This window comes from Methyloprofundus sedimenti (assembly GCF_002072955.1).
GTDB classification, from domain to species: domain Bacteria; phylum Pseudomonadota; class Gammaproteobacteria; order Methylococcales; family Methylomonadaceae; genus Methyloprofundus; species Methyloprofundus sedimenti.
On the sequence record NZ_LPUF01000003.1, the window covers coordinates 174,685 to 188,093 of the forward strand.

Consider the following 13,409-nt stretch of genomic DNA (forward strand, 5'->3'; position numbering starts at 1 on the left):
AAAATAGAAAAGTAACGGCTGCTTTTACATTATCTATAATGAACATCGCTAATAATTTTTTTGCTCTATCCTTTGTATTAGCTTCACCTATTGGAATATCCAAAATATTAGGTACTCTGTTCAATCAGGCCTGGCCAATAATAGTTTCACCTTTAGCTGACTGGATCAAGATATCAATAAACAAATACGCGAGCAGAGCAAATAACAGTTACTGCTCGCCCAAAAGTTTTAATTATCGGCCTTTAAATTTAAATTAACTGACCTGTATCACATACATGTCCCTGTACTATTTTTACCCCAGACTCAGAGCTATTCATCAATCTTTAATCGCTTCCACCTGAATCACTATTTTTACGTCATCAGCAATCATCGGCACATACTTATCCACCCCAAAATCAGAACGTTTAAACGTGGTAAAGGCATTTGCCCCACAGACACTTTTCAGAGTTTTCAGATTACGACCGCAATAAAAATGATCTACCGTCAGATGAACTGGCTTAGTAATACCATGCAAGGTCAATCGTCCGTCTATCGCCACCAGTTTACTGTCTTTAAACTTTAATTTTTCCGAAGAAAAATATATCTTCGGATAACGCGCAACATCAAAAAAATCTTCACCACGTAAATGTGTTTCCAACTCGTCAAGCCCCGTATCAATTGATGCAGCGTTTACCTCAACCTTCAAACGACCAGTTCCCGCCTCCGGATCCATCGTCAATGTACCACTGGTCTGGTTAAAGCGTCCACGCTGCATTGAAAATCCTAAATGATTGACTTCAAACTCAGGAAAAGTATGCCGGGAATCAATCGTATAAGAATCCGCCGCCCATAAAGACGCACTAGGTAATGCAAGCATCAATAACAATAAAGTCATTTTTTTCATGATATCCACCTGTATTAAAAAAAATTGTCAAGTAAGACTAGTTTATCAAGCTCACTACAATATAAACGAAATAAAAGATAATTGTGCTGGTATGAGTAAATTTGTTTATTTTGCTTCAGTAACTGTTGCAAAAAGTCAAAAACAGCAAATGTTCAGGTCTTGCAATCGCGCAATTTGGTGATCAAGCAAGACCTGAGCCTGTTACTGCTACTATATCTTGATTTTATTTACCATGCGACCTTTAACGATTTATTCCGGGGTATACGAGTCAGTTTTGTCGGTTTCGTTGAGTTTCAGGCATATACTCCAGCATAACCAAACGCAAAAAACACAGGATCAATGCCTCATGCTCTAGCAAATGGGCCGACTTTTTTTTAATGGCACTGGCGTTAGCCCTTGCTTCAATATAGTAATAATATTGGGGTTATCATAGCCCATTTCCTGGGAAATCAGCTTTTGTGTTTTTCCTGAATGCGCGATAGCATCAGTTAAATATTCGGCGACAGTTTTACGTTCAATAAATTTTGATGACATATATTTTCTCCTTCATAATTAAAATTAATGTCACTACTTACTATAAGTAGTCTGTTTGTTAATTTTCGGGAAAAAATTAATTATCTTTAGGTAGCCTATAGGCAGTAAAATTCAGTTTTAACTGGTATTAAGACTTATGCTAAACATCTCAAAAGAAGACTTTCTGGCGAACAAATATCGCTGCTATGGTGAACAAAATCCTGACATCATGAATTCTCCATTTTGGAATTACATGGTGAAGAGCCGTGTATCTGTCTGGGAAGCATGCCAGCAGTTCGCAATGGATGGAGAGCGATTTAATGATGCAATATGGTGTTTTGATCGCTTTGGTAGCAGTGAAACAACACTGGCTGATGGCAGGAAGATTCTTATTGGCGGTGAACATGAAGATTTTTACGATGATGACTTCTGTATTTATAACGATGTAACTGTGTTTGATGGTGATAATAACTTCACCATTTATGGCTATCCCAAACATGTTTTTCCACCAACGGATTTTCATACAGCCACATTAGTGGATAACACAATCTATATTATTGGTGATCTTAGCTATAGGAGCGAGAGGTCTTTTACTGAAACACCCCTTTACGCACTCGACACTCTTTCTTTTAAAATCAAGGGCATCAAAACACAGGGAGACAAACCAGGCTGGATACATAATCATGAGGCGATTTATCTGGAAAAAGAAAACCTGATTTATCTTAGTGGCTGTCTGATTTCTTATCAGCGTGATGACAAAGAAATTCTCGCCGCCAATACCGGAGATTATTATCTTGATTTATCTCTGATGAAGTGGTCTCGGGTAAAAGTGAATCACCATATGTAAAATGATGCTTCTCGGCTACATGGCTAAAAAAGCCAGTTTAAAACCTGAACAACTAAAGAACGATCACATTATCGATATTTATTCTGTCAGTGCTTGCATATCAGCGGATTTTACTGGCTATGTTTGTTATTGATGTCATGGTTACTGCCGAATAATTAGAATATTCAGAGCGTCCTATATTTGGTCCATAAGAAACAAGAAGATATTTGATGTGCTCTAAGGATTTCTTACAGGCATAAAAAAAGCCCTTGTAAACAAGGGCCTTTCACTTATTCATGGCGGAGAGGCAGGGATTCGAACCCTGGGAGGGGATAAACCCTCAACGGTTTTCAAGACCGCCGCTTTCGGCCGCTCAGCCACCTCTCCGTAAGAGCTGGTATAATACGCAATTTTCAGCCAAATGGAAAGCATTTTATTAAGAAAATTTTGTTCCCAATTGTTTTAATTAATATTTCAAGGATTTAAAAATCTCTTGTTTTCTTATTCCCTGTCATTAGCTACCTATTTTTATTGTTCATTACTTGAGACGCGCCCCGTCTTATGCATTAAAGTGTTATAAACTTTAATGCATAAAATTGAAGATGCAAGAATCAAGGTAATAGCATTTGCATAGATAATAGCGACATCATCAAGATATATTCCATAAACAAGCCACAGCAAGACACCAATCGTAAAAGTAGCATACATGCCTAAAGAAAGTGACTCGGTGTCTCTTGTTTTTAGCGTCATGATTGCTTGTGGTAAAAAAGAAATAGTAGTGAGAGTTCCCGCCACATAACCTATAATTTTCGGCGTAATTGTCATTAGGACTTCATTTAACATGATATTTTATTCATTAATTACGTTCTCATCATTATTATTTCAAAGCTCAGTTGACTTCATCAGGCTTTAACAGATCTGATTATTTATCCCCTGCTCTGCGATTATATTCCTGATCCTCAACGACCTCTTTAACAAAATCATTTTTATTTTTAAGTGTTGGAAATAAATGCGACTTTTCCCAATAAAAACCCATCCATAAAACCGGGATAGCGAACAGCAGATCTATACCAAATGTAGTTTGCATAAGAATAGTCAGTGCAGCAGTACAAAATAATAAACCACCAATTAAATAAAATCGAACACCTAAAATAATACCGTTTAAAAACACTGTATGTGCCAGGATAATATGTATCACAATCCCCGCTTCACTCGCTTTAATAGTCTCTGCATGCCAACTTAGAAAAACCAATAAAACAGCGACAAAAGCACTCCCCCAATACAGAAATTGATAGCGATATAAATTTTTAATTGTATGACCTGTTGCACTTGCTTTCGTTTTTGCACTAAGGATGGAAAAGAAACAAAAAATTGGCGTCATTAATAGCCAGTAAAAAATCCCAGACCGATCAAATACTTCAAGAATGACCTCACCCAAAAAAATTAAAAAAACCATAGAAACAAACATAATCTCATTAATATAAATATGATTTAATGCTGCATCCATATTCCACTTAGCCTGTATTTTATCTTGCTCACTCATAACATCCCCTTCTGTTAAATGACTTTTGAAAATTGTTCGGTATTTGACTTTAAATAAGCATCAAATATCATACAAATATTCCGTATTAATAAGCGTCCGACTGCTAACACCTGAATCCCGTCATCATTCATGACCAACAGGCCATCATCCCGCATTATTTTCAAGGCGCTTAATTCCGAGGAGAAATAATGTTTAAAATCTATATTATAAATCCGTTCAATATCACTAAAAGACAAAGAAAAGTGACATATAAGCTGAGTAATCACTGCGCGACGCAACTGATCTTCAGCATTTAAAACGAAGCCTTTAAATACAGGTAATTCACCTTTGCTAATTAGCACATTATAAGCGGCTAGCTCTTTTACATTTTGCACATAACTATCTGCCACGCGCCCAATCGAGGTTATACCCAAGCCAATTAGATCACAATCTGAATGAGTCGAATAGCCCTGAAAATTTCGATATAACTTATTTTCTCTTTGCGCAATCGCCAATTCATCATCTGGTTTGGCAAAGTGATCCATACCTATATATACATAGCCTGCTTCCAGCAGGCGCCGAATAATCATTTGTAAAATATCCAGCTTCACTTCGGCGCTGGGCATATCTTTTTCGTTAATCTGACGCTGTGTTTTAAAGCGCGCAGGCAGATGCGCATAATTAAAAATTGAAAAACGATCCGGTGAAACACTTAAGATTTTATCCAAAGTCACAGAAAATGATGTGACAGTCTGCAAAGGCAAGCCATAAATCAAGTCGATGCTTGTAGAGCGAAAACCTTCTTTCCTTGCAGCCTCTAATACCGCAAACGTTTGTGCTTCTGACTGAATACGGTTCACTGCTTGCTGTACCGCCGGATCAAAATCCTGCACCCCTAGACTGATCCGGTTAAAGCCCAACTCTCTTAACTGACTAATAGTTTTATCATCCGTTGCACGCGGGTCAATTTCTATCGAATACTCACCCGTATCGTCTTCTTTAAGATTAAAATGCTGGCGAGCAGCCGCCATAAGGCGATGCATTTGTCCGTAATCTAAAAAGGTGGGCGTGCCGCCGCCCCAGTGCAACTGGTTAACTACGCGCTTACTATCAAATAGCGCGCCTTGTAGTTGAATTTCTTTAAATAAATTAGCCAGATAAGGTTCGGCATGCTCTCTGTTTTTAGTAATAATTTTATTACAGGCACAGTAATAACAGACGGTATCGCAAAAAGGAATATGAAAATACAGTGATAAAGGTCCGCCGCGTGCATTAGATAATGCAATTTGCTGTGTATAATCTTGCTCACTAAAGCCGTCATGTAGTTCTAAAGCAGTAGGGTAAGAGGTGTAACGTGGACCCGATTTATCGTATCGATTAATTAAGTCCAGGTTAAATTTTACTGATTGATCCATTGTATTTTTCTTCTTTGAAACTTTATATAAGTTTACCAGATTACGTACAAAACTCGGCTATTCCAAATATGGCTTTAAGTACCAGCAAGTTAAAGAATACGTCATTCCCGAAATCTTTTATCGGGAATCTGTGCTTAATTTAGGAGATTCCTGCTAAAAGCATACAGGAATGACGGAGTATAGCTGAGAGTTATGGGGAATCAGGTAAGTTTATTCCTGCGCAGAACGAGTTGGGTTGGGTAGGCTAAAGCCTACGCCCCAACATGCTTACAATTCACGTGTTGCACTGAATTTTATATCTGGCCAGCGCTCTTCTGTCAATTGCAAGTTAACACGACTAGACGCCAGATAAACTAAGTATCCGCCCCCATCTTTAGCTAAATTATCAAAAGCTTTTTTCTTAAATTCTTCAAATTTAGCGGGGTTGTCAGAGCTCACCCAACGGGCAGTGTTAATTGATACATTATCATAAACACATTCAACATTATATTCCGCTTTTAAGCGAAAAGCGGTTACATCAAACTGTAAAATCCCGACCGCTCCCAATATTAAGTCATTATTTTTTAAGGGCTTGAATAATTGTGTAGCCCCTTCTTCAGTTAACTGAACCAATCCTTTTTGCAATGCCTTGCCGCGCAAAGGATCTTTTAAGACCACACGGCGAAACAGTTCCGGAGCAAAATATGGAATACCTGAGTATTTCAGTACTTCGCCTTCAGAAAAAGTATCGCCCACCTGGATCGTTCCGTGATTGTGTAAACCGATAATATCGCCTGAATAGGCTTCTTCAATATTTTTGCGACTATCCGCCTTAAAGGTAATCGCATTTCCAACCTGTATTTTTTTACCAATACGCACATGATTAATTTTCATGCCTTTATCAAACTTCCCCGAACAGATGCGCAAAAATGCAATTCTATCCCGGTGCGATGGGTCCATGTTTGCCTGTACTTTAAACACAAAGCCAGAAAAATTTTCTTCCTGTGCACTTACAAATCGTTGATCAGCCTCTCTGCCTTGAGGAGATGGCGCATAATCAGCGAAGGCATCCAGTAATTCTAAAATACCAAAATTATTAATCGCAGAACCAAAGAAAACAGGGGTTTGTGTACCGGCTAAATACGCTTCTAAATTAAATTCGTGGCTAGCGCCTTTGACTAATTCGATTTCTTCGCGTAATTCTTCCGCTTGATCACCTACCAGAGCATCTAACTCTGGATTATCCAAACCTTTAATGGTTTCACCCTGCATGATTTTTCCGCCATGTGTCGCACTAAACAAATGTATCGTATCTTCATACAAATGATATACACCTTTAAAACGCTTACCCATGCCTATAGGCCAGGTCATCGGAGCACATTCAATATTGAGTACCGACTCGACTTCATCCAGTAATTCAATCGGCTCTTTTCCTTCCCGGTCCAACTTATTTATAAAGGTTAAAATCGGTGTGGTACGCAAGCGACAGACTTCCATCAATTTAATGGTGCGATTCTCTACCCCTTTAGCGACATCAATTACCATCAAAGCTGAATCAACAGCGGTTAAGGTGCGGTAAGTATCCTCTGAGAAATCCTCATGTCCTGGTGTGTCCAGTAAGTTCATGATGGCATTTTTGTGTTCAAACTGCATCACCGAGGTAGTCACGGAAATGCCTCGCTGCTTTTCCATTTCCATCCAGTCTGAAGTCGCATGTCGGTCTGCTTTACGGCCTTTCACTGATCCCGCTTGCTGTATTGCACCACCGAATAATAATAATTTTTCAGTTAAGGTCGTTTTACCCGCATCGGGGTGAGAGATAATGGCAAAGGTTCTGCGCTTTTTGATTTCTTTAGCGTTTATGGATTCTGATTCTTGATTCATTCGTTAAATTAAGTTGATCAATTTATTATTCTAAGATTGCTTAATTTTAACTGAATTTGGGCGATGACGCATAACAGAGTATGTTGTTTTAAGCATAACAAGGTATTAATAACCCGGAATGCAAGCGCTTTAGCGATTGTTGTAACTGCGTTAGAAAAAAGCTAAAGCTTTTTTACTCCTGTTTATTTAGTAGGAAACATGATAAACGGGCGCATTTTGTGCGGCTAAAGTAACGACCGGCCACAACCTATATACCTTTTATCATCTAGATCGACGGTTACACTGAAATCAAATGATTCGCCACTCATAGTGTCCTGACAAGGTGTGCCAATAATCGTTACTAATATAGTATGGTCTTTATTAGTAACCTTAAACTCTGTTTTACGTGCTACCTGATCGATTACCGGTTCCGCTCCGGTAAACAGATACTTGTTTATTGTTTTGCCAAAAAAATCGGCAAAGATAATATTCTCGCCTTTAACTATTTCTAATATCCAGCTTGGTTGATTACCAAGCGCTCTGAAATCAACACCATTCAATTTTGCATGCGCCCAAATTGCTTTGGCCTGATTGTTGTGGCAGTCTTCATGAATGACTGAATCAATTTCAAGCCTGGCTACGTCTTTTTCTATCCACAAAGTCGTTTGTTTGACATTGAATTTTGCACCGAACATTGAAAACGCATGCGCTAATGTTATGCTCTGTTTCTGTCCGGAAAAAAATAACCTGGCTTGATTGTTTCCTATGTTAGCCGTAAAGCTATAGCCATCGGAACATTCGTAAACATAGGTTTTCGCTGCAACAGGTTCAACAAGCCCTAAATGCATATATTCAACCGACTCATTAAATTGTGCACATGCCGTTAAAAAAACAGATAAAAGCCATAAAACAGCAAAATTCAATTTACTAGACTTCACATTAATTCCTATAAAAATTATGGCATTTCCGGGGCTGATCTGAAGCGATTAAATCACCCGATCTTCGCATGAATAACTATGTTGGTTTACTAGCCATTTTGCTAAAGACAAGTTAAGGGCGTTAACAAAAATACTGCAATGAGTTTACATTTTACGACGCGCATAAAGCAAAGAAATAGACACTAAGATAATTAACGTGGCCAGGGAGATTTCCAGCACCAGAAAACTGGCTATTTTAAAATACGCAAAATCAGGGTGTACAAACCTAACTAGCCAGCCAGCGACCTCATCAGCTATTGCAGAACTATAAACCAAAGCACTCACCCATACTTTAACGAGTACTGATAAATTGGTCATAATCATCAAATGCGTCAGCGTCAATACCAGCATACCCATGGCAAACACATGAAAATGCGAAACTTCCAGCATACTCTGGTAACTTTTGGGCTGGGTAAAATCTTGTTCAGAGCCGAGATAATAGCTAATCACTGATCCTGGGGTAAGATCCATTTTATGAAAATACATCATACCATTACTGATCCAGAGCAACAGGATGTAGCCTAAAAACATTAAAATCAGTGAATTTAATAATAGTTGGCGATTTTGCTCACCAGTGACAAAAAAGCGCATTATTGTTTCTCTGCTATAGTCACTTGATACACGGCCAATACCTTGCGTACACTATCTATAGCAGCACGACTACTTAATGTAGCACCGGAAATGCCCTGTACTTTGGCTCTAAAACTTAGCTCATCAAGTGGTAAATTAAATAATTGCGCATACCACCGCGCTGTTGGCTGGTATTCAGGTGGTTCATGGAAAGCCAAGGTCTGCACTTGAATTAACTCCCCTTGAGGGTTTAAAACAATCAGCAAAGTTTCTGGTTTGGTGCGCACTTTATGAGATTCTATCGCGGCATAACCTAGTATTTTGCCTGCATTTTTTCCAACATAAAAGGTAAACAATGATGAATCTAGTTTAACTCGCGCTAATTGTTGAATTCTCTGCACTTCATCGTCTTTGAGAAATAACGACAAATTTTCAACCTGCGTCTCCATACCAAAAGCTAGTTCCATGGCCTCTTGTTTACTGTAATAAACTTTGGCATAAGCAGGCGTTGCCACTAATAATGACAGAATGAGAGAAAAAAACAGGCGATAACTTTTAAAAAAATTCATATTAACTCTTAGGAAGCGAGCACAAATATTTGCTCGAAATAAATATCCTTACTATTTTAGCTAAAAATTCAGTTCCTCACTCTATAAACTATTTGATCCTCCAGGAGCGTTCACCTATGAAGGTTACTACACAGAGCTGGAAACCGGAATATCACGTGTACTTGTAAGCTCTATTTATTCCCAAAAACAACCAAATTCTAAGTGCTAAATAAGCGGGGAAGTAGACTTCGGCCTACACAAGTTGAGCGCCATGTAGGCTAAAGCCTACTCCCCTACTATTTATACGGAAAGCAGATTTATTTGCTTAAAAAATAAAACCAAATCCTACATTTACTTCATCAGGCACAGTACCCGCTTTTGCATTTCTATTACGATAATCTAATTTAATAACTACCTCAGGTATAGGTTTATAGTTAAACCCGACCTGAAAAATATCCTGGTCATACTTTAAATCATCCTTATAGCCAGTTGGCGCTGTTGCAATAGTATCAAATTTCTCATAGCGGAAAAAAGGCGCTAAATATTGCGAAGTATTAGTAAAAATAAGCGGTAAGATATTATAAGCCACTTCAGCATAGACCCCGTAATTTGAACTACCAATGGTTTCTTTTTTCAGTGCACTTAAAGTTGCCGCATCTCCTATATGCCCCCAGGATCCCAGAACCCGGGTCTCAAAACCATAATATTTCCATTCCATATGCGCTTCATAAAGCTGGGTGAAAACATTAGCGTCTATTTGATCCTGCCCTGTGTTGCCTAAAAAGCTTGAAGCACCGAATGTTAAGCCAGGAAGTGCTGAAGGCGTATAGTCCAGGCGTCCTATAAAAGCCCAGTCTTCTGCAAGCGCTTTTGAGCCCTGCTGCCGTCCACCACGTATTCCCGCAGAGGTGAAACCCTCGGCATCTAAACTATCAACAGCATACATAGTATAATTCAGGTCAGGTACAATTTGTCCAAAAAGCCCTGCACCAAGACTACGCCAGGTAGTTGGAATAATAACACGCTCTACTTCAGGACGGTTGTTACCAAAATAAAAGGGTGGTTCATGAATCAAGTTAATAAATCCCATCGGCACAAGCATTAAACCTGTACGAACGTTGACCATAGGATCAAGCAAAAAATCCAGTGTCATCATTTCAGCTGACACCGAACCATTCTTTGCAGTTGTAGAGTGCTCGAATTCTATTTCACTATTGAAAATTATCGAATCAGTAAATTTATATCCTAAATAAAGTACTAAACGTTCAAGATCCGCATTGTCATTTTTAGAGCCTTTATCTGCAACAATGGCCTGATAGTTCATCTCGCCATACCCGCCTATTGATAAACCCTGGTCAACCTGGTAAACCTTCGATGCAGCGGGCCCTAAACCATAAGTACTTTTTAATTCCTTTTTATCAGGCAAAACCAATGCAGTGCGCATTGATTCAACAGCCTCAGTCAAAACATTTGTTTTGTGTTTTAATTCTGCAACTTCTTCATCCGTTTTCTGCTGAGACTCAGCAATCTCGGTATCCGTTTGCGGATGCGTCTGATCCCTTTCTTGTGCTACGGGAGGAGGCGCAGCTTTTGTCTCTTCCAGCATCTTTTTCATAGCATCAAGCTGTTCTTGCTGGGCTTCAATAATTTTCCACATTTCCTCCATGGTTTGCGGCCTTTCTGCTGCATTTACATGACTACTGAGCAACAATAATGCTACTCCTAAACCTATTGATTGTTTAATAATATTCATTGCCTGATTCGATAAATTTTAAAATTAGGCTAAGTATACCTACAGTCTAATTTTAATGCAAACGATTCTCATTGGCTTTGTTATTTATATATCCGATTAATACTAAAGTGTATTCCCCCTGCTTACAAGGCGCTCCAGCATTTTTTGTAGTGATTTAATATAGCAGAACACTTAACAAACAGATCTAAGTGTCTTGATAGGTAAATAGGAGTAACGAAAATAAGCAGGAAATCAAAACCTGAACTGCTATTTGATCCAGGTCTGGCTAGCCAGCAGGCAAGCCAGGAATATACCATTATCATTTGAGTATGATGAATATGAAGCTTAAACATAAGCCGAAAGGCATAAACTGAAATAATAGCCTTATACAACTATGTTTCCGTAGTCTAAAAAAACATCATTATTTGAATTACGAATGTCAGAACTATACAGATGCAGCAAATCTTAATATTGGCGAACATTCTCTAAATTGGGCTATAAATCGTCTTTAGAGTATGAGCGTAAATCCCATCATAAAGGGTCTAAGAGCATGTTCTTTTACCTAATCATGTCAGTCTCGATAAAAGATGCCATAACGCACATGGAAGGAAACGGCATAGTGTCATTTTAACCGTTAAAAATAGGAAATTGTCCCTGGTTTTACTAAACTTTGCGACAAATCCCTAGGCTGTCAATACAAACATCTGTCAATATAATTTCCCGCTATCCCCGTTTCCGATACTGGCTGTTCAAACCAGAAGGAAACAGGGTATTCAAAGCCCGTATTGTGCATATAATTGTACAAAGCTTTCTTTAAACCCAGGCCAAGCATTTCATGATCAGTCTCAACTGAATCGATATAATCAATATCATTTTCAGCAAATAAAACATTTTCGTTCGCGATCAGTTCTATGCCATAAGCACCTGGATTTAATCCAACTGGACTGTGGATAGTCGCCGCAAAACGGTGCCAATAGGCGGACTGGATACAGCCATGCCGCATTAATTGCCTGACGTATTCTAAAGCATCGACTGTTTCCTGTTCTGTCTGACTGGGAAATCCATACATCAGATAGGCATGTACTAAAACACCTGCATCCGCAAAGGCTTTGGTAATTCTGGCAACCTGAGCAACACTAACGCCTTTTTGCATTAAGTCTAACAGCCTATCAGAAGCGACTTCCAATCCACCGCTGATGGCAATACAACCGGAATCAGCTAATAACTGGCATTTTTCTGCTGTAAAGGTTTTTTCAAAGCGTATATTGCCCCACCAGGTGATCACGATATTTTGTTCTATTAATTTTGTCGCCAGGGCAAACAGCGCTTTAGGAGGTGCTGCTTCATCGACAAGATGAAACCCGGTCTGGCCTGTTGCGGCAATCATTGTTTTGATGCGCTGGATGGTAATATCAGCCCCGGCATCATCATAATGACCTATATAATCCAGACTAATATCACAAAAGCTGCATTTGGCCCAATAACAGCCATGTGCTAGGGTAATTTTATTCCAGCGGCCATCGCTCCAGATGCGATGCATAGGGTTAAGCATTTCACATAAGGACAGGTATTTATCGATTGGCAAACCACTATAATCCGGCGTTCCTACGTCTTTTTGGGCAATATCATGTAAGTTTTTACTGGTTTTAAAAACAACCCGCCCTGCTTCTATAGTGTAGGTTCTATACAGTTCACTGCTTTGTGCCTGTATATTTTCTAATAATGTTAATAAAGGCCGTTCGCCGTCATCAAGACAAACGTAATCTATATATTCAAACAAACGGGAGTCTTTTAAGGTACGTAATTCGGTGTTTACAAACCCCCCACCCAGGGTAATTTTAATATGCGGAGCATATTCCTTGCAGTATCTTGCTGCCTGTAATGCACCCAGCATATTTCCTGGAAACGGTACGCTAATGCCTAGTACGTCAGGGTTTTCTGCAGCGATGTATTGCTGCATAAATTGCGCAATAATTGTCTCGGTATAGCTAGGCTCAGAGGGATGTAATGCGGCATATAAATCATCAAACCGAGGATTGGAAGCGGCGAGTCGTTCTGCATAGCGTGAGACTTCAAAATGTGGATCGACCCCATCTTTAATCACAGCTGCAATATCATTAATAAATAAAGTAGCCAGATATTTTGCCTTATCCTGAATACCCAGTGAACCAAAAGCCTGAGCTAACACTTCACTGTTCAGCTCTTCCATTTGATACAGCGATTCAAATTGCGGGCCTTCCGGTAAAAATCGGCGTGAGGCGATACGTAAAGCTAAGCTTGGATCTTTACCCTGCAAAAAACGAATAACAGCATCGATACATTGATAATAATCGGCATAATTCGCTAAAAAATGATAAATACTATCGGGCAAATCTTCATCATCAATATCTGCGTAATTTGTTTCAATCTGGTTGAATAAAGATTCCAGTCCAGACCGCGACAAGATATTTAATATCAGGTCTATCGCCAAATCGCGTTGTACCGCATCATAACCATGTAGTTTTAAAAAACCGGTTAAATACGCCGTTGCTGGATACGGTGTATTAAGTTGGGTCATTGGTGGGGTTATTAACAGGACTTT

General features: G+C 39.1%; 12 protein-coding genes and 1 tRNA gene. 1 reads left to right on the forward strand and 12 read right to left on the reverse strand.

The features are described 5' to 3' along the window. Positions 1-316: 316 nt before the first annotated feature. Positions 317-883, reverse strand: coding sequence for a YceI family protein (locus tag AU255_RS15680; RefSeq protein ID WP_080523867.1), 567 nt, complete (start codon positions 881-883; stop codon positions 317-319). 351 nt (positions 884-1,234) lie between these two features. Then, positions 1,235-1,417: a hypothetical protein gene (locus AU255_RS15690; RefSeq protein WP_080523869.1), complete on the reverse strand. Its 183-nt coding sequence runs from the start codon at positions 1,415-1,417 to the stop codon at positions 1,235-1,237. Between the two features lie 136 nt (positions 1,418-1,553). Between AU255_RS15690 and AU255_RS15695 the strand changes: the two genes are divergently transcribed. Then, a complete protein-coding gene (locus tag AU255_RS15695; protein ID WP_080523870.1) occupies positions 1,554-2,243 on the forward strand; it encodes a hypothetical protein in 690 nt (229 codons plus the stop codon). 276 nt (positions 2,244-2,519) lie between these two features. On the opposite strand, the gene AU255_RS15700 is transcribed toward AU255_RS15695, so the two are convergent. From AU255_RS15700 to AU255_RS15745, 10 genes are all read right to left on the reverse strand, one after another. Continuing rightward, a tRNA-Ser gene (locus tag AU255_RS15700) sits at positions 2,520-2,609 on the reverse strand. A 141-nt stretch (positions 2,610-2,750) separates the two neighbouring features. After that, positions 2,751-3,047, reverse strand: a complete 297-nt coding sequence (locus AU255_RS15705) for a SemiSWEET transporter (RefSeq protein WP_080524177.1) — start codon at positions 3,045-3,047, stop codon at positions 2,751-2,753. Positions 3,048-3,144: 97 nt separating this feature from the next. After that, positions 3,145-3,765, reverse strand: coding sequence for a hypothetical protein (locus tag AU255_RS15710; RefSeq protein ID WP_080523871.1), 621 nt, complete (start codon positions 3,763-3,765; stop codon positions 3,145-3,147). A 14-nt stretch (positions 3,766-3,779) separates the two neighbouring features. After that, a complete protein-coding gene (hemN, locus tag AU255_RS15715; protein ID WP_080523872.1) occupies positions 3,780-5,159 on the reverse strand; it encodes an oxygen-independent coproporphyrinogen III oxidase in 1,380 nt (459 codons plus the stop codon). Positions 5,160-5,426: 267 nt separating this feature from the next. After that, entirely contained in the window at positions 5,427-7,022 is a 1,596-nt protein-coding gene (locus tag AU255_RS15720) for a peptide chain release factor 3 (protein ID WP_080523873.1), read from the reverse strand. Positions 7,023-7,246: 224 nt separating this feature from the next. Then, entirely contained in the window at positions 7,247-7,939 is a 693-nt protein-coding gene (locus AU255_RS15725) for an MliC family protein (RefSeq protein WP_080523874.1), read from the reverse strand. Between the two features lie 144 nt (positions 7,940-8,083). After that, on the reverse strand, positions 8,084-8,569 hold the full coding sequence (locus tag AU255_RS15730) for a hypothetical protein (RefSeq protein WP_198942659.1): 486 nt from the start codon (positions 8,567-8,569) through the stop codon (positions 8,084-8,086). Continuing rightward, positions 8,569-9,117, reverse strand: a complete 549-nt coding sequence (locus tag AU255_RS15735; protein WP_080523876.1) for an FMN-binding protein — start codon at positions 9,115-9,117, stop codon at positions 8,569-8,571. Before AU255_RS15735 ends, AU255_RS15730 begins: the two co-directional genes overlap by 1 nt. Positions 9,118-9,421: 304 nt before the next feature. After that, positions 9,422-10,849, reverse strand: coding sequence for a hypothetical protein (locus tag AU255_RS15740; RefSeq protein WP_080523877.1), 1,428 nt, complete (start codon positions 10,847-10,849; stop codon positions 9,422-9,424). Positions 10,850-11,519: 670 nt separating this feature from the next. Beyond that, positions 11,520-13,385, reverse strand: a complete 1,866-nt coding sequence (locus tag AU255_RS15745) for a B12-binding domain-containing radical SAM protein (protein WP_198942660.1) — start codon at positions 13,383-13,385, stop codon at positions 11,520-11,522. Positions 13,386-13,409: the final 24 nt, after the last annotated feature.